Annotated in this window: 23 protein-coding genes and 1 pseudogene; all 24 read right to left on the bottom strand. The window is 38.0% G+C overall.

Annotated elements, in window-relative coordinates:
* Positions 1-13: 13 nt before the first annotated feature.
* Positions 14-2,170 (bottom strand): EAL domain-containing protein, encoded by a 2,157-nt coding sequence (locus CD31_RS04710; RefSeq protein WP_036076086.1) that lies wholly within the window; start codon positions 2,168-2,170, stop codon positions 14-16.
* 285 nt (positions 2,171-2,455) lie between these two features.
* A complete protein-coding gene (gene glyA, locus CD31_RS04705; RefSeq protein ID WP_036076085.1) occupies positions 2,456-3,697 on the bottom strand; it encodes a serine hydroxymethyltransferase in 1,242 nt (413 codons plus the stop codon).
* A gap of 58 nt (positions 3,698-3,755) precedes the next feature.
* Positions 3,756-4,298 carry a TIGR01440 family protein gene (locus tag CD31_RS04700; RefSeq protein ID WP_016992753.1) on the bottom strand — a complete coding sequence of 181 codons (543 nt, stop codon included), beginning with the start codon at positions 4,296-4,298 and terminating at the stop codon, positions 3,756-3,758.
* An 86-nt stretch (positions 4,299-4,384) separates the two neighbouring features.
* Positions 4,385-4,822, bottom strand: coding sequence for a ribose 5-phosphate isomerase B (rpiB, locus tag CD31_RS04695; RefSeq protein ID WP_036076084.1), 438 nt, complete (start codon positions 4,820-4,822; stop codon positions 4,385-4,387).
* 327 nt (positions 4,823-5,149) lie between these two features.
* Positions 5,150-6,433 carry a methyl-accepting chemotaxis protein gene (locus tag CD31_RS04690; protein WP_016992751.1) on the bottom strand — a complete coding sequence of 428 codons (1,284 nt, stop codon included), beginning with the start codon at positions 6,431-6,433 and terminating at the stop codon, positions 5,150-5,152.
* Positions 6,434-6,441: 8 nt separating this feature from the next.
* Positions 6,442-6,882, bottom strand: a complete 441-nt coding sequence (locus CD31_RS04685) for a low molecular weight protein arginine phosphatase (RefSeq protein ID WP_016992750.1) — start codon at positions 6,880-6,882, stop codon at positions 6,442-6,444.
* A gap of 22 nt (positions 6,883-6,904) precedes the next feature.
* Positions 6,905-7,402 carry a manganese efflux pump MntP gene (locus tag CD31_RS04680; protein ID WP_016992749.1) on the bottom strand — a complete coding sequence of 166 codons (498 nt, stop codon included), beginning with the start codon at positions 7,400-7,402 and terminating at the stop codon, positions 6,905-6,907.
* 158 nt (positions 7,403-7,560) lie between these two features.
* Positions 7,561-8,595, bottom strand: coding sequence for an L-threonylcarbamoyladenylate synthase (locus CD31_RS04675; RefSeq protein ID WP_036076083.1), 1,035 nt, complete (start codon positions 8,593-8,595; stop codon positions 7,561-7,563).
* 100 nt (positions 8,596-8,695) lie between these two features.
* Positions 8,696-9,286, bottom strand: coding sequence for a stage II sporulation protein R (locus tag CD31_RS04670; RefSeq protein ID WP_016992747.1), 591 nt, complete (start codon positions 9,284-9,286; stop codon positions 8,696-8,698).
* A gap of 44 nt (positions 9,287-9,330) precedes the next feature.
* Positions 9,331-10,191 carry a peptide chain release factor N(5)-glutamine methyltransferase gene (prmC, locus tag CD31_RS04665; RefSeq protein ID WP_036076082.1) on the bottom strand — a complete coding sequence of 287 codons (861 nt, stop codon included), beginning with the start codon at positions 10,189-10,191 and terminating at the stop codon, positions 9,331-9,333.
* Complete coding sequence (gene prfA, locus CD31_RS04660; RefSeq protein ID WP_016992745.1) at positions 10,178-11,254, bottom strand: peptide chain release factor 1; 1,077 nt, start codon at positions 11,252-11,254, stop codon at positions 10,178-10,180. The genes prmC and prfA overlap by 14 nt, the downstream gene beginning before the upstream one ends.
* Positions 11,255-11,426: 172 nt before the next feature.
* On the bottom strand, positions 11,427-11,999 hold the full coding sequence (locus CD31_RS04655; protein ID WP_036076081.1) for a thymidine kinase: 573 nt from the start codon (positions 11,997-11,999) through the stop codon (positions 11,427-11,429).
* Between the two features lie 116 nt (positions 12,000-12,115).
* On the bottom strand, positions 12,116-12,319 hold the full coding sequence (rpmE, locus tag CD31_RS04650; protein ID WP_004269457.1) for a 50S ribosomal protein L31: 204 nt from the start codon (positions 12,317-12,319) through the stop codon (positions 12,116-12,118).
* 192 nt (positions 12,320-12,511) lie between these two features.
* A pseudogene (locus CD31_RS23770) lies at positions 12,512-12,645 on the bottom strand (thioredoxin reductase); the annotation flags it as partial.
* 137 nt (positions 12,646-12,782) lie between these two features.
* The gene (locus CD31_RS04645; protein WP_036076080.1) at positions 12,783-13,817 is read right to left on the bottom strand and encodes a FecCD family ABC transporter permease; all 1,035 of its coding nucleotides are present in this window, start codon (positions 13,815-13,817) and stop codon (positions 12,783-12,785) included.
* The gene (locus CD31_RS04640) at positions 13,814-14,866 is read right to left on the bottom strand and encodes a FecCD family ABC transporter permease (protein ID WP_036076079.1); all 1,053 of its coding nucleotides are present in this window, start codon (positions 14,864-14,866) and stop codon (positions 13,814-13,816) included. Before CD31_RS04640 ends, CD31_RS04645 begins: the two co-directional genes overlap by 4 nt.
* A gap of 32 nt (positions 14,867-14,898) precedes the next feature.
* Entirely contained in the window at positions 14,899-15,693 is a 795-nt protein-coding gene (locus CD31_RS04635; RefSeq protein WP_036076077.1) for an ABC transporter ATP-binding protein, read from the bottom strand.
* A 37-nt stretch (positions 15,694-15,730) separates the two neighbouring features.
* Positions 15,731-17,455: an ABC transporter ATP-binding protein gene (locus CD31_RS04630; RefSeq protein WP_036076076.1), complete on the bottom strand. Its 1,725-nt coding sequence runs from the start codon at positions 17,453-17,455 to the stop codon at positions 15,731-15,733.
* Positions 17,456-17,531: 76 nt separating this feature from the next.
* Complete coding sequence (locus CD31_RS04625; RefSeq protein WP_036076075.1) at positions 17,532-19,433, bottom strand: AraC family transcriptional regulator; 1,902 nt, start codon at positions 19,431-19,433, stop codon at positions 17,532-17,534.
* Between the two features lie 134 nt (positions 19,434-19,567).
* Positions 19,568-20,851, bottom strand: a complete 1,284-nt coding sequence (rho, locus tag CD31_RS04620) for a transcription termination factor Rho (protein ID WP_016992739.1) — start codon at positions 20,849-20,851, stop codon at positions 19,568-19,570.
* Between the two features lie 217 nt (positions 20,852-21,068).
* Positions 21,069-22,025, bottom strand: a complete 957-nt coding sequence (gene glpX / locus CD31_RS04615) for a class II fructose-bisphosphatase (protein ID WP_004269449.1) — start codon at positions 22,023-22,025, stop codon at positions 21,069-21,071.
* Between the two features lie 94 nt (positions 22,026-22,119).
* Positions 22,120-23,406 (bottom strand): UDP-N-acetylglucosamine 1-carboxyvinyltransferase, encoded by a 1,287-nt coding sequence (locus CD31_RS04610; protein WP_016992737.1) that lies wholly within the window; start codon positions 23,404-23,406, stop codon positions 22,120-22,122.
* A gap of 62 nt (positions 23,407-23,468) precedes the next feature.
* Positions 23,469-24,119: a fructose-6-phosphate aldolase gene (gene fsa / locus CD31_RS04605; RefSeq protein WP_004269447.1), complete on the bottom strand. Its 651-nt coding sequence runs from the start codon at positions 24,117-24,119 to the stop codon at positions 23,469-23,471.
* Between the two features lie 149 nt (positions 24,120-24,268).
* Entirely contained in the window at positions 24,269-25,123 is an 855-nt protein-coding gene (locus tag CD31_RS04600) for a class II fructose-bisphosphate aldolase (protein ID WP_004269446.1), read from the bottom strand.
* Positions 25,124-25,239: the final 116 nt, after the last annotated feature.

Here is a 25,239-nt window from a genome sequence, read left to right as displayed (position 1 = left end):
TATCAAAACTAAATTATTGATCAAGGATTATATCTAATTGTTCAATTGGCATTGGCTTAAAATAGAAATAACCTTGTCCTACAGTGCAACCTAGCGCACGTAGAATCTCAACCTGTTCCTCTGTCTCTATGCCCTCTGCCACTGAAATCATTCCTAAATTTAATGCTAACTGAATGATAGAGCGAACAATAGCAAGTGTTGCAGGATCTTCAATAGCATTAATAAAGCTACGATCAATCTTTAATTCAGCAAATGGCAGTTGTTGCAAATAGCTCAATGAAGAAAAGCCTGTTCCAAAATCATCTACGGATGTTTTAAAGCCATAGCTCTTTAGCTCTTGAATGATCTTATAGGCTGATTGAAAATCTACTAAACCAATATTTTCTGTCACTTCTAAGATAATGTAGCTAGGGTCAATTTTATATTTCTGTACAAGTTTCAGCGTGTCCTGAACAAAGTGTGTGTAGTAAAAATGATCAGGTGAAATATTGACAGCTATTTTCACTAATTTCTTTCCCAAGCGTTGTCGTTCTGAAAGCCATGAGAGTACCGTCTCTAAAATAAGCACATCAATTTCTCGAACCTTACCAGCACTCTCTGCTACTGGAATAAAGACTGCTGGTGAAACAAAACCCAATTTTGGAGAAATCCACCTTGCAAGTGCTTCAATACTTTGAATTTCTCCATTGCGTAAATCTACTTTAGGCTGTAAATGGACTGTAATTTCTTTATTTTTGATGGCTTCTGATAAATGATTCAAGACTGTCATCTTCTGTACAAGCACATCATTTTTCTCTGTTGTAAATATTTCTGTATGTGTGCCTGGTCGATCAATTGCAAAGGATAACGCATTATCTGCAAAACGGATCGCATCATTAATATTTATGTCATCATTATAGGAAGCAATTCCCGTTTTTAATGTAATATAGATTTGCTTTCCTCCTATAATAAAAGGCTGGCGAATCGTTTCTTTTATTCTCATCTCATAATCATGCAAATTTTCATGAAGTGACATTGTAGTCATAATCAAACTAGAGCTTGTAAATCTAGCAACATACTCATTATTTTCCGATTTGTCTTGCTCAAGACGTTTGGCAAGTTGTCTTAATAGTTCATCACCAATTTCACGGCCATACAGTTCAACTACTTGATGAAATTCACTAGGTTTTAATATTTTAATAAAGCCGCTTTGACCCTGTTGAACTTCTCTTTCAATCGTATTAACAAAGCTGTGACGATTAGGTAAACCTGTTGTAATGTCTGTATAGGCTAAATCCCAAATTTTTTTCTGCGTCCTTGCATACGAATAAGCCAATGCAACAAGAGCACCTATTTTTCGAAACATATTTTTAAACATTTGGTCACTTTGTGTTTTTTGGCTAAAGATCGAAAAAACACCTATTACTTGCCGCTGTTGATTGCGTATAGGTATAAACCATCCATGCGGCTTTTTCGCTAGCGAAGCATATTGCTTATGTTCTTCAGGAATATTCACTTCATCTAAGTTCTCTATGAAAGTAGATGTTTCTGATTGCATGACCTTATTAAAGAAATCATTGTTTGCACAGCATCTTGGTACGCTCTCTGTTTGATTATCTCCTATGAAAACTTGTAATTGGTTTACTTCTGTTTTTATAAGCACCATACTCGCAATATTTGGCATAAAAAATTCATCGAGACCGTGACAAATAATCTTCATCTTTTGTTCGAAAGTAAACTCCTTCTCAATTGCCCTGTACATATCATTTTCTAAACGCATTAAGAAGTCTTCCGTATGATAATATGTAACATCCTTCACAAATACTAAAACAAATTGCGTTATATTTGCATCATTGCAAAATGGTAATGCTTGTATTTCTGCCCAGAAGGGAGGTTTATTGATGCCGTTATGATATAGCTTCGCCTGCACCATTATTCCGTTATGTATTTTTTCTTTAATCATTTCAATGGTTGTCTTTTTTTCGTCCATAGATAGCCATGAAAAATAATCAGTATTGAGAACTTGTGAACGTGCAGCATTAGTAAGCATACAAAAAGAATCATTACACTCCAATATGCAATGATGCTTTGTCGCATCAAAAATAACGTAGCTTTCTTTAGAATTATTCCCTAATTTGCGAATGCTGTTTAATAATACATCATAATCTGTGTTTAACGATTTAGTGACCATCCAACCCCTCCTTTTCTATCACTTCATCTCATTTCCATTGTACATAAAATTTAATTAAATTTTCACTTTTATTAAAAAAAACTTCTTTTCTAGGACACTATCTGTCCTCTGCCTACTATAATATATCCCTTTATACCGTTTTTATGTAAATTTATTCAAAAATAAGAGGATTATTCTACTTTATTAGAAAAAAGATGTTTTTTACAGTTTAATCTTTCATTTCCAAAATAAAAAGCTGTATTTAAAGTAAATTTTGTACTTTAAACACAGCTATTATTCTATTGATTATACATATAATGGATGCTTATCAGTTAATGCCTTCACACGATCTTTTGCATCTGCTTTAACTGCCTCATCTTCAGGGTTTTTAAGAACAGCTGCTATAATTGCTCCTACTTCTTTCATATCTTCCTCTTTAAAGCCACGAGAAGTGACAGCTGGAGTACCAATACGAATTCCAGAAGTGACAAATGGAGATTCAGTATCGTAAGGGATTGTATTTTTATTTGTTGTAATACCCACTTCATCTAGTGCGTGCTCTGCTACTTTACCTGTTAAACCAAGAGATTTAACATTTAGCAATAATAAATGGTTATCTGTACCACCAGAAACAATTTCAACACCCTCAGCAATTAATACTTCTGCTAAAGCCTTTGCATTGGCTTTAATTTGTTTTGCATAGTCTTTAAATTCTGGTTGTAAAGCTTCTCCAAATGCTACAGCTTTTGCAGCGATAACATGCATTAATGGGCCACCTTGAATTCCTGGGAATACAGATTTATTTAATTTTTGCTCCCATTCTTTTGAAGCAAGAATTAATCCACCACGTGGTCCACGTAATGTTTTATGTGTAGTTGATGTAACAAAATCAGCATATGGCACTGGTGATTGATGTTCGCCAGCAGCAACAAGTCCAGCAATGTGTGCCATATCCACCATGAAATAGGCACCCACTTCATCTGCAATTTCACGGAATTTAGAGAAGTCAATTTCACGTGGATAAGCAGATGCACCTGCAACAATAAGTTTCGGTTTATGCTCTAAAGCCTTTTGTCGTACATCTTCATAATCAATCACTTGTGTATCTTGAGTTACTCCATACTCTACAAAATTATATAGAATTCCAGAGAAGTTTACTGGAGAACCATGTGTTAAGTGACCACCATGTGAAAGGTTCATACCAAGAACTGTGTCACCTGGTTCTAGAATCGTATGGTAAACAGCCATGTTTGCCTGTGCACCTGAGTGAGGTTGTACATTTGCATATTCTGCTCCGAAGAGTTCTTTTACACGATCACGTGCAATATCTTCTACTACGTCTACATGCTCACAGCCACCATAATAGCGTTTACCAGGATAACCTTCAGCGTATTTATTTGTCAGTACAGATCCTTGCGCTTCCATCACTGCTTCGGATACAAAGTTTTCTGATGCAATCAATTCAATATTTGCTTGCTGACGTGTTTTTTCTGCAAGAATTCCATCTAATACTGCTTTGTCTTGTACTGCTAATTTTTCATATGCCATGTTTGAAAAAGCCTCCTAAAGTATCGTTATTCATCTTTACCACTAAATAGGGTGGTAATTATTTATATACTGCACGTTCTCCGCCAATTAGCTTAGGACGTGTTGTTGCAATCGTCACAACAGCTTCTCCTACCATTTTTACTGATGTTCGAACAGGTACAGCTACTGCTTTCAAATGCATACCGATTAATGTTTGTCCAATATCAATACCTGCATGTGCCTGTATTGTTTCAACAATCACTGGGTTATCAAATTGCGTATAGGCATATGCTGACATTGAGCCGCCTGCCGTGCGTACTGGGACAACTGCTACTGGATCATAGCCAAATTTTTCAGCTGTTGATGCTTCCATAGTAATGGCGCGATTTATATGCTCACAACCTTGGAATGCTAAAAGCAATTGATGCTTTGCTGCAAATTCTTGTAACGGCTCAAAAATAGCTTCTGCTATCTCCAACGCTCCCGCTGTGCCAATTTTCTGACCAATCACTTCAGATGTAGAGCACCCTACTACAAAAATTGTGTGGGGTCGTAACGTTACCTGCTCTTCAAATTCACTGAGTAACTGAGTCAAATGTGTTCGTATTTGTTTTACAACCATTAAGCTCAGCTCCTTCATCTATATCCATTAAAATCATGCCATCTATGACATCCTATACGAATGCCATAGATGGAATAACAAAACTACTATTGCTCTAGTTCAGTAATTTTTTCAATTCGGCGCGCATGGCGGCCACCTTCAAAATCTGTTTCTAGCCATGCTTGTACAATTTCACGTGCAAGACCAGGGCCAATAACACGCTCACCCATTGCTAAAACATTCGAATCATTATGGCAACGCGTTGCCTTGGCACTAAATACATCGTGTACTAATGCACAGCGTATACCCTTGACCTTATTAGCGGCAATGGACATACCAATTCCTGTGCCACAAATTAAAATGCCTTTATCAAATTCTCCGTTCGCAACACCTTCAGATACAGGTTTTGCATAGTCTGGATAGTCTACTGAATCCGCAGATTGTGGACCAAAATCTTCGTAGCTAATTTGAAGTTCATCTAATAGCTGCATAATCTCGCGACGTAAGTTATTGCCTCCGTGATCAGAAGAAATTGCTATTCTCACTGGGTTCCCTCTTTTCGAATTATAGTCAACCTTAGTGTACCACTTCTTTCTGAAGAATAACACGATTTTTCTTGTATTTTTACGCTGATTTTTCCCGAAAGACGAACATTAATTGTATATTAACATAAAAATATTCACTTTTAAACCTATATTTTTGTGGATAATGTGAATATCATGTTAATAAGTTCGGATAATGGTCTTTTGTTGTAATATTCCATCTTCTGAAGTTTTTTTAGCTTTTTACTTACAGTGGACATAAATTGTCCTCTAATAAAAAAGGTTATACATAAATCCGATTTTTCATGGATTTATGTATAACCTTTAGGACTATGCTTGTCTATCAAATTGTTGAATCATTTTATGCAATGCTTCCGATTGCTTTTTCAAACTTTGAGCCAGATGCTCGACTTGCTCAATTGCATAGGCTTGCTCTTCAGCCGCACTACGAACTTCCTGTGCACCCGCTGACGTTTGTTCTGCAATGGCAGCAACTTCCTGGGATTGTCGAGCTGTCGTTTCAATATTATGCATTTGCTGTTCGATTAAAGAAGAAATCTCAACAATGGATGATGCCATTTCATGTACATTAGAAGCCATATTTTCTACTGCTGTCGTTGTTTCAGAAACTCGATCAGCTTCCTTTGTAGCAAAGGCTACTTGTTCATTCATTTGTTTCACAACTACTTCTACGTTTTGCTGCATGGTTTGAATTAAAGCTGTAATCCCTTGTACTGCTTTTGCACTTTCATCAGCCAAACCACGGACTTCCTCAGCCACTACCGCAAAGCCCTTTCCATGCTCTCCAGCACGGGCAGCTTCTATAGAGGCGTTTAGTGCCAACAGATTGGTTTGTGCTGCAATGTCACCAACTAAGCTAATTATACGTTCTACCTGTCCCGCGTTCTCTTCTAGCGCATGAATGCTTTTTAATGCCTCATTATTGCCTGTCGCAATTTGTTGAATACTATTCACTAATGTTTCGATGGCTTTTGTTGTTGTCGATAAATTATGTAGAATCTCTTTAGTTTGTGATGCCGATGCCTCTGCCCTACTATTTACCTCTGTTGCAAGCGTTCTTACATCTTCAATTGCTTCAGCAGTATCTTGTACAGCTGTTGCAGATGCTTCTGCTCCTGTAGAAATATGCTTTACGGTAGACGCAATGCCTTCTGCCTTCCTTGTCGCCACTCCTGCTTCATCGGATAGCTGAATGATCGATTGATTTGTTTGTTGGAAGTTTTGATCAATACTTTCCACCATTTGACGCAAGTTTAAGACCATTTGTTGGAACGCCTCTGCAACGGATCGAATCTCATCATTGGTATTAGGCATTTGTACATCCTGCCCTATTTTCCCTTCAGCCACAAGTGTTGCTGAATGCTCAAGCTGCTGTAAGGGCTTGATGAGGATTACACTTAAAAAGGCAGCTAATATCCCTGACCAAGTGATGCCTAACGCATACGTAATCACTTCAAAAACTTTTCTATTTGTGTCAGGGAAGAAAGTAGGTTGTAAAAACTCAATGAATATAAAACTGACACTGTAGGTGATTAGTGCAAGAATACTAACAAATAACACCAATTTTAGCCGTAAACCAAATTGTTTTTTCATAGGACCCCTCAATTCTTTTCTAGTTTTTGTATTAATTGATCGACCAGTTCTTTTAATTCTGCAAATGTTGCTTCATAAATTGCTCTATTACCACCATAAGGATCCCCTACATTTTCCAAACTGCCCTCATTTGTATATTCTTTCAATGTAAATACTTTATGCTCAGCTTCTGGATAATTGGAAATGACGGTATCTTTGTGAGCATTCGTCATCGTTAAAACTAAATCTGCCCATACCATTTCAGCTTGTGATAATTGGGTCGCAAAATGTTGATGGGACATTTGGGCTTCATTTAACACTTGTTGTGCATGTGCTGACATTTGTGCATTAGGCATCGCATAAATACCTGCTGAGCGCACTTCTACATTGTTTATTTGTTTATGTTTTAAAATAGCTTCTGCCATCGGACTGCGACAAGTATTGCCTGTACAAACAAATAATATCTTCACACTTATCACTCTCCAATTTGATCTATTGTTGAATAGCTAGAATACTCATGATAATAAATATAATGCCAGCAACTACTTGAATTTTACTGCCAAAAAAGACTTGGCTTCTACGCGCAATGACTAATGACCCATAAGCACAAATTAATGCACTTAAGCCTGCACTCATAATAAAAATTGTTTTTTCTAAGTTAAGCATACCAAAAGAAACACTAACTGAAAAGGTATCTAGGCTTGCAGTCACTGCTAAAAGTACAGGTGAAATCGTTACTTTTTCATCTCTGTGAGAAAATAAGAGTAAATGCATACCGATACAAAATAATAAAATACTTGAAATCCATTGTCCCCATTCTAATAGAAATCGAATTAAATAGTTTCCTAATTCAAATCCTAATAAAGGGAAAAGCATATGTAATGCAGCCGTCCATAATGATAAAAATAATCGATATCTAACATTTGGCAGCAAAACATATAGACCAATCACATCAACAGACGTTAATATACCTGCAAGAATACCCTGCAAGAATGCACTCCTTTGCTCCCTAATATTTTATCATTTTATGCTCGAAAATACATTATTATCATAACTGTTTACTATTGTTTTTCATTTTAATAGGACAAAAAAAGACAAAAAACATGTGGTTGTTCAATGCCTTTTGTCTATAATGATTCTATTATTATTTACAGTGAATACCATTTACCTCCAGAGGCTTTTTCAAGTCTATTCATAATAGCTGCTCCTACTCCTTCTTTTGAAGTAGTTGTGGCTAATATTACGGTAGCGGTAGTTTTATCACATGCTCTAAGTGCATTATATAAGGCCGCACCCATTTCTTCTTTACTTCCTGCTTCACCAATGGAGAAGTAAAAATCAACTTTGATTTCCTCAAAGTTTACAGGTGCAAGTAGTGCTACGCGATGTCCTTGTCTCTGTAAATGTAAAACCGCTTCGTTGACTTTCTCAACATCACAGTCTATTAAATACACTGGAGCATTTGGTGCATAATGCGTATATTTCATTCCTGGTGCCTTAGGCGTTGTGTCTAGCTTCTGCTCTATTGTAGTTGGTTGAATAACAGGGCCAATCTTAGCCTCAAGCATTTCCTTCGTAATACCACCTGGACGTAAAATTACTGGAGGTTCATGTGTTACATCTAGTACAGTGGATTCAAGCCCTATGCCTGTAGAACCTCCATCTAAAATATAAGGTATGTACCCTTCTAAATCATCTAAAACATGAACAGCTTCTGTAGGGCTTGGCTTTCCACTACGATTAGCGCTCGGTGCAGCAAGCGGTTTTTGGAGCTGTTGTAGTAAAGCAAGCGCTACTGGATGATCAGGCATTCGAATGCCAACTGTTGATAATCCAGCAGTGACACTTTTCGCTAATACATTTGGCTTCGCTGGCATCACCAGTGTTAATGGTCCTGGCCAAAATAAATCCATGCATTGTTTAGCTATGTCAGAAATATGGTCGATATAGATTGCTACTTCCTCTTTTGTACCAACGTGGACAATTAAAGGATTATCTGAAGGTCGACCTTTTGCTTTAAATATCTTTTTAACTGCCAGATCATTTGTGGCAATTGCTCCTAAGCCATAAACCGTTTCTGTCGGAAATGCGACTACCTCTCCTGCATTTAAGATATCCACAGCTTGTGTATAATTAATCTGACTATTCACATTACTGTCCACAACCTTACAAACGGTTTCCATGATTAATACCTACCTTCATTATTCGTTTTAACGTAATTATCCACATATTGTTTATAACTTATTAAAAAATGTGTATAAGTTGTCTGAATTTGTGCACAATTTATTCAAAAAGTCCTTTAATCCATTCCCATATAAAAAATGTAACTTGTTCTTTTTCTTCTTCTACTTCTTCTTTTACCTCTTCTTTATCAGGCTCACAGATAGATGGGAAGATACTGCACCACCAGTTATCTCCACGTGCATCACCGATCTTTACAACAATTGATTGATAGACATTTTGTGGATAAAGTACAGCACCTTGTCTTTTTGGCGGGAATAAGTTATCCCCAACAACAACCTGTGTATCCAATTGTGGATAATTTTCGCTCAGTTCAGCTTCAATTTGTTGTTTTAACGAAAGAATTTGCTCATTCCCTGCAAATCCAGCGGTACTCACTTGTAGAAAGTACGGCTTTAAATCTTGGACAAGCTGCTGTTTCTCTAGCTGATCCTGTGCAGTATTACTGTTTGCAATAACACGTATACGAAAATCTTTTTCTTGCACATCATCGGAAGATTCCTTCGCCAAACCTACTAATGATGGAATATATAAAACACATAACTGTAAAACAATCGCAATTAATACTAGTCTAGCAAAAGCTAGAAAGATATTTTGTTTAGGTAATCTAATAATCTTGTATTCGTTTAACATAAAAATCCCTCCTTGCTCAACATTGTTGGCAAGATCCAGAAACTTTATACATGTATTTCACAAAAAATCATTCGAGGTTTACCATTAATATCTTTTTCTACTGAAACTGTCGCCTGTGGAAAACTATCTTGAAAGAATTTGGCTACTTTCTCCCCTTGTGTATAACCGATTTCTAATCCAATTAACCCTGGTCTATTCATATAAGCTGGTAATTGTTCAGCTAATTTTCTATATAAAATAAGACCATCTTCCTCTGCAAAGAGGGCACTATGCGGCTCATGCTCTAGCACAACGCTTGACATTTCTTGTGCCTCATCCAATGCGATATATGGTGGGTTCGATAAAACAATATCAAATTTCTCTCCTGCAAGTGGAGCGGCTAAATCTCCCAATCTAAAATCAATATCTGCCTCTAATTGCTTTGCATTTTTTTGGGCAGTCACTAATGCTGCTTCTGATAAATCGGTAGCTATGACTGTTAATGGCGGACATTCCAGCTTCATTGAAATAGCAATGGCCCCACTACCTGTACCGATATCAGCCAGCCTCAATGTTTGCGTTGTGAATAGTTTCGGTAATCGATTAATTGTTCCAAGTACCAATTCCTCTGTTTCAGGTCGCGGTATTAAGACAGATTCATCGACTAAAAATGAACGGCCATAAAACTCCTCACACCCAACACAATATTGGACAGGGCGTCCACTGGCATGTTCTTTTATAAGCTCATTAAATTGCCTTTGCTGTGCTGGTGTTAATTCCTCCTGCAAATGCAACATGACCTCTCCATAACTAGTACCAAGCACATGTTGCATAACAATCCGCGCTGCTGTTTGTTCACGACCATTATCCACTAAAAAAGAAGAAGCCCACTCAAGGGCCTCCATCACATTTTTATAAATCATCATTTAATCGCTCTAACTTCGATGCTTGTTCTTCTAAAATAAGAGCATCGATAATCTCATCTAGTCTGCCTTCTACGATTTGATCTAGCTTTTGAATCGTTAAGCCGATACGATGGTCAGTTACACGGTTTTGTGGATAATTGTATGTGCGAATTCGCTCTGATCGGTCACCAGATCCCACAGCTGATTTACGTGTAGCATCAATCTCTTTTTGCGCTTCCTGCATATACATATCTGCTACACGAGCACGAAGAATTTTCATTGCTTTTTCACGGTTTTTAATTTGTGAACGTTCATCCTGCATCGAAACCACAACACCTGTTGGTAAATGGGTCATACGAACAGCAGACATCGTTGTATTTACAGATTGACCACCTGCACCAGAAGACGCAAATGTATCTACACGGATATCCTTTTCATGGATTTCAACATCTACTTCCTCAACCTCAGGTAAGCAAGCAACTGTTGCTGTTGATGTATGAATTCGGCCTTGTGATTCTGTAGCAGGGACACGTTGAACACGGTGTGCGCCATTTTCAAATTTGAATTTTGAATAAGCCCCTTGTCCATTAATCATAAAGATTACCTCTTTATAGCCGCCCATTGGGTTTGGTGTAGCTTCCATAATATCAATTTTCCAGCCTTGTGTTTCTGCATAGCGAGAATACATACGGAACAAGTCACCCGCAAAAATATTAGCCTCGTCACCGCCAGCTGCGCCACGGATTTCCATAATAACGTTCTTATTATCATTCGGATCTTTCGGAATCAATAAAATACGTAAACGCTCTTCTAGCTCTTCCTGTTGTGCTTTTAATAGGTTAAATTCTTCCTTTACCATTTCGTGCATATCAGGATCTTTTTCGCTATCTAACATTTCACGCGTATCTACTAGCTGCTCTTTAACACTTTTATATTCACGATAAGTATCTACGGTCTCTTGGATATCTGATTGTTCCTTAGAATATTCGCGTAATTTCTTATTATCATTAACAATATCCGGATCGCTCAAAAGCTCAGTAAGCCTTTCATAACGATCTTCCACTGCCTGTAATCGATCAAACATGGATTTCACCTCTATTTAGTTTTTTAAGATGCTCCTTTTTACAGAGAAGCCGCTTCCATCAAAATTACGCTTAGGCGTAATGGCTTTTTCATTTCTTATTTCCACTACTTAGTATAAGGAAATTTTCACATGTATGCTACTTTTTCTTAGCACTGTGTCATGCTATTTAGCGTTAAAGTGGTGGATGTGCATGACATTTTCGGCAAACCGGGTAATACGAATCATTGCCACCGATTTGAATTTGATCACCTGTGTAAACTGGCTTTCCACTTTCATCTACTCGCAAATTCATTGTTGCTTTTTTATGACAGAACCAGCAAATTGTTTTCATTTCTTCAATTTTATCTGCATATGTAAGCATGTACTGGCTGCCTTCAAATAGCTCATTTTGAAAATCATTTTTTAAGCCAAAGCCCATAACAGGAATGTCCAATTGATCCACAATGTTAGCTAGCTGTAAAACATGTGCCTTTTTTAAAAATTGAACTTCATCCACAAGCACACAGTACGGTTTGACAGCATTATTTTTCACTAATTCATAAATATTTGTATCTTCATAAACAGGAATGGCTTGTTGTCTTAAACCTACTCGACTGGAAACAAAGCCCACCTCATCACGCGTATCTAGACCTGAAGTAAACATCATTACAGGCTTCTGTTGTTCTTCATAATTATGGGCAACTTTTAGAATTTCTATTGATTTCCCACTATTCATTGCACCATGTTTAAAATATAGCTGTGCCATTTTGTCTTCTCCCTTTCTTTGTGTCTATCTGGATTTTGAAAAGACTTGCATCAACGTGTATTATTTACTGAAAAAAATACCTGCCAAGCGCATGCTTGGCAGGTATTAAACTAACATTAGTTTTTAAGACCGTATTTTTTGTTGAAACGATCCACGCGACCATCAGCAGACGCGAATTTTTGACGGCCAGTGTAGAATGGGTGACATTCGTTGCAGAACTCGACAACGATGTTTTCTTTTACTGAACCAGTTTTGAAAGTGTTCCCACAAGAGCAAGTTACTGTTGCTTCTTTGTAGTCTGGATGAATTCCTTGTTTCATATTCGTTTTCTCCTCTCGCCCTGAACCATCTGGAACAGAGTATTATCGAACTGTACCTTACATAGCCCGAATATGTCGACTACAAAATATGTGTCGAAGTGGAACGTCAGCTACATATGTACACGTTGCATACTTTTGAAGTATAGCATAGACATTTTATCATTTTCAAGTAAAAAATATTACTAACCCCATTTACTCAGTTCGTTCTTTGATGCGAATATTATGTGTTGATACATAGGCTACTTTCGATGCATCTTGCTCCAAGTATAGTTTTGCACTATTTAACGCTAGTATCCATCGGTAAATGCGCCAGCTATTAATCTAACTGCCCTGCTGGACCACCAACAACAATCGTTACATCATATAGTTCTTCTGATATTTCCTTTCTAATCTGATGTATTAATAACCGTCTATTCTTTCCCCTGATGGCAATACTATTCATACACAAAGGAAAAAGCGTCATTTATTCTTTTAATCGTGCTAGTAAATATAAGAAATAAGGTGCTCCTAAAACTGCTACAACAATCCCTGCTGGAATTTCTGAAGGTTCTAAAATGGAACGACCGATTGTATCAGCCATTAACACTAAAAAACCTCCTAATAATGCTGCAGTTGGCAATAAAAACTGGTGTTTGGCCCCAACAAGCTGTCGCGCTAAGTGTGGCGCAACAAGTCCTACGAAACCAATACCACCACTTACAGAAACACTAGCTCCAGCCAAACCAACAGCAGCAGCCAACAGCCAGCGTCGCTCTTTTTCGATCGAAGCACCTAGTCCTACCGCTGTTAATTCACCTAAATTCAATACGTTTAATACACGTGATTTTGAATAAACGAATGGCAATAAAATCACTAACCATGGTAATAATGACAGAACAAATCTCCAATTTGAGCCCCAAATGCTACCTGCAAGCCATATTGCTACAAATTGATAATTCTCTGGTGATAGACGTAGCGTTAGCACAATCATAGCCGAGCTAATCCCTGCTGCTACAGCTACCCCTGTTAAAATTAAACGCATGGGTGTAATACCCTCATGACGTCGGTAAGAAAGTGAATAAATCAGTACAGCTGTCAAACCTGCCCCCACAAAAGCCAGTATCGGCAGTAAATAAACAGGTGCTGCTTTCGTAGTTGGGAAAAACGACACATAGAGCATGACAGCAAGACCTGCTCCAGCATTAATCCCTAAGATTCCTGGGTCTGCTAAAGCATTTTTGGAAATGCCCTGTAAAATAGCGCCTGAAATAGCTAACCCCATACCTACTAATACAGCAATCACTATTCTTGGAAGTCTGAATTCATATAAGATAAGCTGCTGTTGTGCGTCACCTTGACCAAAAAGAGTCCGAAGAACTTCCATTGGTGTCAGTTTAATAACCCCTGTATTCATACTTATAACAAAGGTAATGACGATTAACACAATGAGCGTCGCAAGGATGGAGAAATTTTTCCTTTTCGCCTTCAGTTGACTTGGTGTTAAATAGCTGTTATTCATAGTTCTTTTCCTCCTTTACGAGCTAAATAAAGGAAGAATGGGACACCGATAAAGGCTATGAGCGCACCAATTGGTGTTTCATAAGGTGGATTGATAACACGTGCTACTAAATCTGCTAACACAACAAGCAATGCTCCATATACCAAGGAACAAGCGATGATCCAGCGATAATCATGACCAACTATGTATCTCGTTAAATGAGGGATAATTAACCCTACAAAACCAACTGCACCGACAACAGATACTGCTGCACCTGCTAAAACTAAAACAATGATCATTCCCCAAATTTTTACTACAGCCGTACGTTGCCCAAGACCGACTGCAATTTCTTCACCTAAGCTCAGCACCGTGATGGAACGCGATAGGACAAGCGCTCCTATCATCGCAACAAGTATCCATGGAGATAAAATTTGTAGATGACTCCATTTTGTGCCCGAAACTCCGCCCGCATACCAAAATGCGAGGTCTTGTCCAATACGAAAATAAAGAGCAACCCCTTCTCCTAGCGCTCCAAGTAATGCACTAACAGCAGCACCAGCTAAAACTAGTCGCATAGGTGTTAAGCCACCTTTAGAAAGTGAGCCAATACCATACACGATGGCAACACCAAGACCTGCACCTACAAAGGACCATAAAATTAAATACATATAAGGTAGACCAGGGAAAAAGGCAAAACACACAGCCAACATAAAGGCAGCTCCTGAGTTCAACCCTAATAATCCGGAGTCAGCTAAAGGGTTACGTGTCATCCCCTGCATGATTGCACCCGCTACCGCAAAGCTTGCACCGACTAATGCTGCTCCTAGTACCCGTGGTAAGCGAATATCATGAATAATTTGATGTGTTGTTAATTCTGGCGAAAAATGGGTAACTGCTGTCCAAACAGTACCCAATGAAATATCTGCAGCACCAAAAGAAATTGATAAACCAATGGCAATTATTAATCCAATTACTCCTACGATTAAAGTCACTACTCCACGTATCGGATGAGATCGCTTCTGTAGCTCTTCTAAATCGTTGAGCTCTCCTACTCCTGTCGACGTAGTCATTTTATTTCCTCCCCATAGCTTCCAACAAGCTTTTATTTTTTCATATCGTACAACTGATAAGATAGGCAAATTGGATTTTCACTATAGGGACATACAGCCATTTCTGCATCGATATTAAATACCTTTTGTAAATTTTCTTTTGTCATCACTTCTTTTGGACTGCCATTCACCATTAAATTGCCGTCTCTCATGGCCATTATAAAATGAGAGAAGCGTGATGCATGATTTAAATCATGTAAAACCATGATAATTGTTCGTCCTTCTTCCTTATTTAGCTTTTGTAGCAATAATAAAATATCGAGCTGATGTGCTAAATCTAAATAAGTTGTTGGCTCATCCAGTACTAAAATATCCGTGCCTTGCGCCAACGCCATGGCAATCCATACTCTCTGACGCTGACCACCTGATAATGCTTCGATTGGTCGATCACTAAGTTCTCTTAGCCCCGTAACATCAATAGCCCAATGAATATATTCATAGTCTTCCTTTTGCAATGTACCAAACCCTACTTGATGAGGAAAACGACCATAGGATACTAGTTCAAAAACCGTTAATCCTCCTGGTGCTGTTGCTGTCTGAGGTAAAATAGCCATTTTTTTGGCCACTTCTTTTGTTTTTAATTGATGTATAGCTTTGCCATCTAAATAGACAGCTCCATTTTGCGTGCGTAATACACGTGCAACAGCCTTTAATAAAGTAGATTTGCCACAACCATTTGGACCAATAATCGTGGAGATCTGGCCTTTCGGAATCTCCACACTTAAATCATTGACGATGAGCGCTGAGGAATAACCAATCGCAACATGATCTATTTCAAGTACTGACATCTTTAACTTCCTTTCACTTTTGAGAATGCTATTACTTTTAAATTTGTAAACCAAATTGGGCTGTATACAAGCCATAGTAAGCATTTTGGCGTTCCATTAATTGCTCATGTGTACCTTCTTCAATAATGCCCTTTTTCGATACCACAACAATTCTGTCTGCATCCTTAATCGTTGCTAAACGGTGGGCAATCACTAATGTAGTACGACCGATAGAAAGCTCGTTTAAGGCTTGCTGGATCGCTTGTTCTGTTTCTGTATCCAATGCAGATGTTGCTTCATCTAGTATTAAGATTTTTGGATTTTTCAAGAAAATACGTGCAATTGATAATCTTTGTTTTTGTCCACCTGATAATTTGACACCACGTTCACCAATGAGTGTATCCATGCCCTCTGGTAAAGCATTGATGACATCCGTCAGTTGTGCTCGTTGTGCGGCATACCAAATATCTTCTTCACTGGCATTTAAATCACCATAGGCTATGTTTTCACGAATGGTACCATCGAATAAAAAGACATCTTGCTGGACAATCCCGATATGCGAACGTAAAGATTGCAGTTTAAAATCTCGTATATCAACGCCATCAATTTTAATGGAGCCTTCATTCACTTCATAAAAACGGGGCAATAGGCTACAGATCGTAGATTTCCCTGCACCAGAAGGTCCTACTAAGGCAACCGTTTCACCAGGACGTACCTTTAAATTAATTTGATGTAAGGCACGATTATTGGCAGCGTAGCCAAACGATACATTAGAAAAAGTAATTTCACCATCAATTTCATCAATTATTTTCGCTTCTGGACGGTCCGCAATTTCGGGCTCCGTTTCGAGGAATTCGATATAGCGTCTAAATCCTGCCATGCCCTTTGGATAGCTTTCTATAAACATATTGATTTTGTTAATTGGGCCTAAGAGAATACCTGAAAGTAAAATAAATGCGATAAAATCGCCATTTGTTAAATGCCCATTTAATACAAAGTAAGCCCCCACAAATAAAGTAAAGAGTGATAACACCTTCGTGAGTATGCCTGAAATAGCTTCATTCCAAGCCATTACTTTATAGGAAAACAGCTTTGTCATACGGAATCTTTCATTATTTACTTTAAAGCGTTTAATCTCATGATCTTCATTTGTAAAAGCCTGTACAACACGAATACCACTTACATTGTTTTCAACACGTGCATTGAAATCTGCAATATCTCCAAATATTTGACGGAATGCCTTGGACATTAATTTTCCGAAAATAATGGTTAAGATTAAGATAATCGGTACAAGTAAGAAAATAAGAATCGTAAAGGTTGGATCAATATAGTACATAACTCCAAATGTTCCAACAATCGTCATTGCTGCTATAAAGATATCCTCTGGACCATGGTGAGCAAGTTCGCCAATATCCATTAAATCATTCGTTAAACGAGACACAAGATGCCCTGTTTTGTTGTTATCAAAATATCTAAAGGATAGCTTTTGTACATGGCTGAAGGATTCTTTTCTCATATCCGTCTCAATATTAATGCCCAGCATATGTCCCCAATACGAAACGATAAAATGAAGAATGGAGTTAAAAATATATAATGCAAACAGCAATAAACTTGCCATAATGATCCACTTTAATTCCCCATCTGGCAAAATATCATCAATTACCTTATTTAAAACAATTGGAAACGCTAGCTCAATTAGCGCCACTAATATGGCACAGCTAAAATCTAAAATAAATAAACCTTTATAGGGCCTATAATATGAAAAAAAGCGCTGTAATAACATGGTGTAGCCTCCTATTGTGATCTCGTTTTACGTATCTATAAATGAGCTATCTACAATAGCTCTCCTGTTATCTCAGTTATTGTTGTTGAGCCTTTGTAAATTCAACTATTTTGTCAGCTAGTTCTTCAGCTTGGTGTAAGCCAGAGAGCGGATCAGAAGCAAAATAATATTCAGAAGGAAGCTCTAATACTTGATTATTTTTAACGACATCTAAATTTGTCCATGTTGCTGGCAACTGGCCTTCTTTGTTAAAGAAATTAATCATGAAGTTATAGTCACCTACATAATCACCGACTACCTCATAGGAAACCTCATACCGTCCATTACTTGCTTCCTTTGTATCAAATAGCTCCTGCACTTTTCCCTGTGGCTTCATGCCCAAAATTTGATAAAGTGCTCTACCACCCGATACACTTGACTTCCCTACAATCGTTGCATTTTTTTCAAACATTTCATAAGTAGTAAATGTGGAATGTTTCGGAATTATATTCATGATCTTTTCCTTAGCTTTTGCTATCCGATTTTCAAATTCCTTTGTAAAGGCTTCAGCCTCTGCTTGTCTACCTAAGTAATTCCCCATTGCCTTAATCTCCTCAGTCACTGATTGATGGGCATCTTCAGCAAAGACAATTGTTGGGGCAATTTTTTCATACTTTGCTACATCTTCCACATTCCAAGTAATAATCAAGTCTGGCTTTAACTCTAAAACTTTTTCTAATGACACCTTACCATCCGTACCAATATTCGTAATTTCTCCATCCTTATAGTGTTGCTTTAAGAAAGCAGCATAATCAAGGTTAGCCGTTACGCCTCCAACAGGTACAACATCTAACGCTAAAATTTGCCCCAGATACCAATCAGTTACGACTCTCTCTGCTTTCATTGGGATTTCTACTTCGCGTCCACTATCATCTGTTACGGTTCTAGTCTCTGCCTTATCGGGCGAAATTGGTTCATCAATCTTAGAGTGGCTTGTCTCTTCATTACACGCTGCCAGTAAAACGAAAAGGCTTAATAAAAAAGGTAGCTTTATATGGTGAATCATCTTCTGCATTATGATTTCATTTTCTCCATTCTCAAATCGTTTTGCTTGCGCGAGCTGATTATTATTGTATTGAAAATCATTCTCATTTGTAATGGCATTTTCGGACATATTAGATGCATATTTCAGCCTAAAGCTACTTGGAGCCAGATTTGTTGCTTTTTTAAAAGCACGACTAAAATAATATTCATCTTCAAATCCAAGAGATATGGCAATTTCTTTTATGCCATATTGATTGGTTAATAAATACTGCTTAGCCTGCTCTATTCTCAATTGTTGTAAATATATTTGTGGACCTATTTCATAGCGAGCTTTAAAGATGCGTAATAAATGCCTTGTACTAATCTGAAGCATATCTGCTAATGTCTGGATAGATAATGGTTGATGAATGTGTTGCTTTATAAATAATCGTGCGGCTTCTGCCTTATCAATTTCATGTGGTTTCCCCTGTCCTTCTGCTAATTCTCGAAAGACATGATAGATAAGCTCATAGAAGGATGCCCTTACAGATAAATGCTCCTGTATAGAGCCAGATTGCCATTTGCTATACATATCTTGAAGGATGTTGTGAATGACTATCGGATTTGCGGGTACACAAGAGAAATGTGTTTGGAATGGTTGATAGTGCATGTACAAATGCTGCATAAAGGCATCCTTGTACATGACATCTCCCTTATAGCTAATGAGAAAATAGCTAACACTCTGCTGCGCCCTAATGTGAAGACATTGAGATTTACCTAGATGAAAAATACTGAAGCGCTGCACATGATGAGATTGATCATCAATGACAATCTGTGCACCACCTTCTGTAACAATAAGAAACGAGCTATATGTTAAAACCTTTGACACATGAACATCTGATTTATTTATGTAATCGATTTGCTTCAACTGGATAAATGCATTTTGCCAAAGAAGCATATAGGCATCATAATTCATCTTCGTCTCCTTCAGAACACATATTTACTCACCATTATATTGATAATGATTCTCAATTTCAATATACATTTATAATATAAAACATATACAAAAAAAATCACCATTGACAATTTCCTTGTCAATGGTGATGCCATTTATAAAAGTCCTTTTCCCTTTGTTGCCTTTTTCATATCTTCGTTTAGCTTTTCAAAAAATTCTTCATTTGATTTTGTTGTACGGATTTTTTTCAGGAAGCGCTCTGCAAAATCAGGTGCATCAGAAAACGTTTTACGAATTGCCCATAGCTTTTCAAGTTGTTCTGGCTCCAGAAGAAGCTCTTCTTTACGTGTACCCGAACGACGAATATCAAGTGCAGGGAATATACGGCGTTCTGCTAACTGACGATCAAGATGAAGCTCTAAGTTCCCTGTTCCCTTAAATTCTTCATAGATAACTTCATCCATACGAGAACCTGTATCTACTAATGCCGTCGCTAAAATTGTTAAACTACCGCCTTCTTCAATATTACGAGCCGAACCAAAGAAACGTTTCGGTCTATGGAATGCTGCAGGATCAATACCACCAGAAAGTGTACGTCCACTTGGCGGAATTACTAAGTTATAAGCACGAGCTAAACGTGTAATGGAGTCCATTAGAATAATTACATCGCGCTTATGTTCCACTAAACGTCGTGCACGTTCTAATACTATTTCAGCCACTTTTACGTGATTCTCAGGTACTTCATCAAATGTTGAGCTGACAACATCTGCATTGACAGAACGTTCAATATCTGTCACTTCCTCAGGTCGTTCATCAATCAGTAGGACAATTAACTCCGCTTGTGGATGATTGGTTGTAATAGCGTTTGCAATCTCTTTTAATAAAGACGTTTTCCCTGCCTTTGGTGGGGCTACAATTAATCCGCGTTGTCCAAAGCCTACTGGTGCCACTAAATCCATTATACGAGTGGATAAATTGCGTTGTGTTGTTTCTAGCTTAATTTGTCGATTTGGATATAAAGGTGTTAGTGCTGGGAAATGAACTCGTTCTTTCGCTACTTCAGGATCCTCGCCATTGACAGCATCTACTTGTAATAGGCCATAATAGCGTTCATTTTCCTTCGGTGGACGCACCTTTCCTGACACCTTGTCCCCATTACGCAAATCAAAGCGACGGATTTGGGATGCAGAAATATAAATATCTTCTTTACTTGGTGAGTAGTTGATTGGTCGAAGGAAGCCGAAGCCCTCTTGCGAAACAATTTCTAATACGCCTTCCATAAAGAAATAGCCTTCTTGCTCTGAACGCGTTTTCAAAATAGCAAATATCAATTCTTTTTTCGTTAGCTTGCTATAATAAGAAATTTTATATTGACGTGCAAGGGCGTAAAGCTCTTTTAACGTCATGTTTTCTAATTGAGCGATTGTCAATGCAGACATATGCACAACTCCAGTCTTTTTCAAAATATAATTCAATTTAATGGGGTTATCATTGAAGTTTACGATTGGCTCTGCTAACGCTTATATGGTTGCCTTAAATATTATCTATTGTTCCACCATATAACTAAACATTGCCTTAAAAATATGGGATGGTTATTTAAAGAAGAAGGTACCTAGCACAATAGATGTACTAGGTATATTTTAGAAGAAAATAACATTAATATCTAGGTTTTTTCTCAAGAGCGTGACGGCCTTCAACAAAGCGAACCGTACCAGATTTAGCACGCATAACTACTGAATGAGTTAAGGCATAAGCACCTTTATATTGAACACCCTTTAAAAGCTCGCAATCTGTTACAGCTGTCGCTGCAAAAATAGCATCGTCACCTTTTACTAGGTCATCTAAATAAAGAACTTTTTCAACATCCACACCCATTTTCGTGCAGCGTTCTAATTGCTCTTCATCTTCTGGTACTAGTTTTGCTTGGAAATCTCCACCAAGGCATTTTAAAGCTACTGCCGCAATAACACCCTCAGGTGCGCCGCCTGTTCCAAACATTATATCAATACCTGTTTCGTCAAAGGCTGTATTGATTGCAGCGCCTACATCACCATCTTGGATAAATTTAATACGTGCACCAGCCTCACGAATTTCATCAACAATCGCTTGGTGACGTGGTCGATCTAAAAGAGTAGCTACAACATCAGAAATATCTTTATTTTTAGCTTTTGCAACTTGTAATAAGTTATAAGTAACGGAAGCATTGATATCCACTTTGCCCGCCGCTTCTGGTCCTACAGCAATTTTCTCCATGTACATATCTGGTGCATTTAGCAGATTCCCTTTATCTGCAATAGCGAGAACTGTCATCGCACCATTTGTACCTTTTGCTACAATATTTGTACCTTCTAAAGGATCCACAGCGATATCTACTTTAGGACCACCATTTCGTAAACCAAGTTCTTCACCAATATAAAGCATCGGTGCTTCATCCATTTCACCTTCACCAATTACTACTGTAGCATGCATTGGAATTGTATCGAACATTTTGCGCATCGCTGTTGTTGCTGCATCATCTGCCTCAATTTTCAAACCGCGCCCCATCCATTTCCCGGATGCGATTGCTGCTGCTTCTGTTACTCGTACTACTTCCATCGATAAACTACGTTCCATTGTTGCTTTGCCTCCCGTTATCGGCATCTTTTCGTGCCAAAACATTCAAATTACCTCTATTGTAACATAATTGGTTGAAAACTTTTAGCTCTCATTATTCCTTTGTCTCAGCTACACGTGCCACAATTGTTTCACGTCGAATATCAGCGCCTAAATCACGTAATTTCTCAATAAGTGAGCTATAGCCACGTTCGATATGATAGATATCCTGAATCTCAGTTTCTCCTTCTGCTAAGAGTCCAGCTAACACTAAAGCTGCTCCAGCACGAAGATCTGTAGCTGTTACAGTGGAGCCATGTAATCTACTCGGCCCTTTAATAATTGCTGTGTTTCCTTCTACACGAGCATCTGCATTCATACGACGAAGCTCATCAATATGCTTAAAACGAGCTGTGTAAATAGTATCTGTTACTTTTGAGGAACCGAATGCTTGTGACATTAGCACGGCAAGCGGTTGCTGAATATCCGTTGGGAATCCAGGGTATACCAATGTTTTGACATCCACTGCCTGTAATGTTGAGAGGTCTGTTTTTGGTACATAAATGCTTTCTTCACCAATCTCAATTTTTACACCCATTTCACGAAGCTTGGCAATAATTGCTTCTAAATGCAGTGGAATAACGTTATCGATCGTTATTCCATCACCGACTGCTGCAGCCATAATCAAAAATGTGGAGGCCTCAATGCGATCAGGTATAATTGTATGCTCAGTACCATGTAACTCTTCTACGCCTTCGATACGAATAACACTTGTACCTGCACCTTTAATATTGGCACCCATATTTGTTAGAAGTGTCGCAACATCAATTATTTCAGGTTCTTTTGCAGCATTTTCAATGACAGTACGTCCCTTAGCAAGGACAGCAGCCAGCATGATATTAATAGTAGCCCCGACACTTGCCACATCTAAATAAATCTTTGCCCCTATTAACTCATCTGCTCGTAAATAAATGGCTCCATGTTCATTAGTAATTTTAGCTCCTAAAGCCTCAAAGCCCTTTATATGTTGATCAATAGGTCGAGGTCCTAAAAAACAGCCTCCAGGTAAACCAATGACTGCTTTTTTAAAACGTCCAAGCATAGCGCCCATTAAATAATAAGAAGCGCGTAATTTTTTAACGTTGCCATTTGGTAAAGGCAATGCAATCATCTCTGTCGGATCGATTGTCATTTTCCCATCCTCAAATGAAACTTCTCCACCAATCTCCTCTAATAGAGCCTTTAACGTCCAAGCATCTGAAATTTCGGGTATCCCTCCAATAGTCACTGGAGAGTTCGCCAAAATTGATGCAGGAATTAAGGCGACTGCACTATTTTTTGCACCACTAACTTTAATTGTACCTTGTAGACGATTTTCGCCAGTAATTTTATAAACATCCATTTTGCGTTCTCCCTCATGATTGGAAAGTAGTATTTTTGCAATTTGCACACTTTATAATCTTATTATTCGCCTTTTCTCTTATTCCAATCCGCTAAAAATCCTTCAATTCCTTTTTCAGTTAATGGATGGTGGAAAAGCTGCTTTAATACTTTAAACGGAGTAGTTGAAATATGTGCACCTGCTAAAGCTGCTGCTGTAACGTGTTGTGGGTGACGGACAGAGGCAGCGATAATTTGTGTATCGATATTATGAATTGTAAAAATATCTGCAATTGTTTCAATTAACTCAACACCATTTTGACCAATGTCATCTAAACGGCCGATAAATGGTGATACGTATGTAGCACCTGCACGCGCAGCCATTAATGCTTGGTTAGCACTAAAGATTAATGTCACATTTGTTTTAATGCCTTTGTTTGCAAAGAAACGACATGCCTCTAATCCAGCAGGAGTCATTGGAAGCTTTACAGTAATGTTTGGCGCAATCGCAGCTAATTCTAAACCTTCTTTAATCATACCTTCTGCATCAAGTGCAATAACTTCCCCACTTACAGAGCCATCAACAAGCTCTGCGATTTCACGAAGACGATCATGGAAAGAAACATTTTCTTCTTTAGCCACTAACGATGGGTTTGTTGTCACTCCTGATAAAATACCCCATGCATGTGCCTCTTTAATCTCTTCAAAGTTTGCTGTATCAATGAAAAATTTCATATTATTTCCTCCTGATCATTTTTCTTATATTATTAAATATTTTCCAAAATTTCTTTATTTCAAAAACAAGAGAAGGTCGATTGAAAGCATCAACACTTCTCTTATTATGTGTATTTATCTATGCTTTTGTAACATATTAAATGCAAAAATTATGCTTTTTGTGCACTTCCAAATTCACGAATTTTACCAATAACCGTAGCTTTGATGGCTTCACGTGCTGGACCAAGGAATTTACGAGGGTCGTAAACAACTTTGTCGTTGTCAAGAATTTCACGAATTACTTTTGTTGCTTCAATTTGATTTTCAGTATTGACGTTGATTTTAGCCGTACCTAATGAAATAGAACGTTGGATATCTTTTGTTGGGATACCTGTACCACCATGTAAAACAAGTGGAAGATCTGCCAATTTAGAGATTTCCTCCATTTCTTTAAAGCCTAAGTTTGGCTCTCCTTTGTAAGGACCATGTACAGAACCAAGTGCTGGCGCTAAGCAATCGATGTCTGTTAGTTCAACCATTTTGCGGCATTCTTCGGGATCAGCGTAAATAATACCACCGATTACGCCATCTTCATCTCCACCAACTGTCCCTAATTCTGCTTCCACAGAAACGCCTTTAGCATGTGCGTATTCTACTACTTCTGAAGTAATTTTCACATTTTCCTCAAATGGGTGATGTGATGCATCAATCATCACGGAAGTAAAGCCTGCATCAATTGCTTCTTTACATTTTGCAAAGCTAGAACCATGGTCAAGGTGAATCGCTACAGGAACTGTAGTACCGTAAGATTCCATTAAACCTTTTACCATATGAACAACAGAAATAAATCCGCCCATATATTTACCTGCGCCTTCAGAAACACCAAGAATCACTGGAGATTTTTCTTCTTCAGCTGCTTGTAAAATTGCTTGAGTCCATTCAAGGTTATTAATGTTGAATTGACCAACAGCATAACCTTCTGCTTTTGCTTTAATTAACATCTCTTTCATAGATACTAATGCCATACTAAAAATCCTCCTCATAGGACTATTCTTTCTACATAAACATGCTCCTCAATCATAGCAAAAATAATAGCCCCTGAAAAGCAGGGGCTATTATTTTCTACCCGAAAGCGAAGTGG

The organism is Lysinibacillus boronitolerans JCM 21713 = 10a = NBRC 103108, assembly GCF_000772935.1.
In the GTDB taxonomy this organism is placed as follows: domain Bacteria; phylum Bacillota; class Bacilli; order Bacillales_A; family Planococcaceae; genus Lysinibacillus; species Lysinibacillus boronitolerans.
This window is presented reverse-complemented; position numbering and strand designations above follow the sequence as displayed.

Excerpts from the sequence above, each read along its gene's own strand:
- CD31_RS04710 (WP_036076086.1), bottom strand. The coding sequence starts at position 2,170 with ATGGTCACTAAATCGTTAAACACAGATTATGATGTATTATTAAACAGC.
- glyA (WP_036076085.1), bottom strand. The coding sequence starts at position 3,697 with ATGGCATATGAAAAATTAGCAGTACAAGACAAAGCAGTATTAGATGGA.
- CD31_RS04700 (WP_016992753.1), bottom strand. The coding sequence starts at position 4,298 with ATGGTTGTAAAACAAATACGAACACATTTGACTCAGTTACTCAGTGAA.
- CD31_RS04690 (WP_016992751.1), bottom strand. The coding sequence starts at position 6,433 with ATGAAAAAACAATTTGGTTTACGGCTAAAATTGGTGTTATTTGTTAGT.
- CD31_RS04675 (WP_036076083.1), bottom strand. The coding sequence starts at position 8,595 with ATGGAAACCGTTTGTAAGGTTGTGGACAGTAATGTGAATAGTCAGATT.
- CD31_RS04670 (WP_016992747.1), bottom strand. The coding sequence starts at position 9,286 with ATGTTAAACGAATACAAGATTATTAGATTACCTAAACAAAATATCTTT.
- prmC (WP_036076082.1), bottom strand. The coding sequence starts at position 10,191 with ATGATGATTTATAAAAATGTGATGGAGGCCCTTGAGTGGGCTTCTTCT.
- prfA (WP_016992745.1), bottom strand. The coding sequence starts at position 11,254 with ATGTTTGATCGATTACAGGCAGTGGAAGATCGTTATGAAAGGCTTACT.
- CD31_RS04655 (WP_036076081.1), bottom strand. The coding sequence starts at position 11,999 with ATGGCACAGCTATATTTTAAACATGGTGCAATGAATAGTGGGAAATCA.
- rpmE (WP_004269457.1), bottom strand. The coding sequence starts at position 12,319 with ATGAAACAAGGAATTCATCCAGACTACAAAGAAGCAACAGTAACTTGC.
- CD31_RS04645 (WP_036076080.1), bottom strand. The coding sequence starts at position 13,817 with ATGAATAACAGCTATTTAACACCAAGTCAACTGAAGGCGAAAAGGAAA.
- CD31_RS04640 (WP_036076079.1), bottom strand. The coding sequence starts at position 14,866 with ATGACTACGTCGACAGGAGTAGGAGAGCTCAACGATTTAGAAGAGCTA.
- CD31_RS04635 (WP_036076077.1), bottom strand. The coding sequence starts at position 15,693 with ATGTCAGTACTTGAAATAGATCATGTTGCGATTGGTTATTCCTCAGCG.
- CD31_RS04630 (WP_036076076.1), bottom strand. The coding sequence starts at position 17,455 with ATGTTATTACAGCGCTTTTTTTCATATTATAGGCCCTATAAAGGTTTA.
- CD31_RS04625 (WP_036076075.1), bottom strand. The coding sequence starts at position 19,433 with ATGAATTATGATGCCTATATGCTTCTTTGGCAAAATGCATTTATCCAG.
- rho (WP_016992739.1), bottom strand. The coding sequence starts at position 20,851 with ATGTCTGCATTGACAATCGCTCAATTAGAAAACATGACGTTAAAAGAG.
- glpX (WP_004269449.1), bottom strand. The coding sequence starts at position 22,025 with ATGGAACGTAGTTTATCGATGGAAGTAGTACGAGTAACAGAAGCAGCA.
- CD31_RS04610 (WP_016992737.1), bottom strand. The coding sequence starts at position 23,406 with ATGGATGTTTATAAAATTACTGGCGAAAATCGTCTACAAGGTACAATT.
- fsa (WP_004269447.1), bottom strand. The coding sequence starts at position 24,119 with ATGAAATTTTTCATTGATACAGCAAACTTTGAAGAGATTAAAGAGGCA.
- CD31_RS04600 (WP_004269446.1), bottom strand. The coding sequence starts at position 25,123 with ATGGCATTAGTATCTATGAAAGAGATGTTAATTAAAGCAAAAGCAGAA.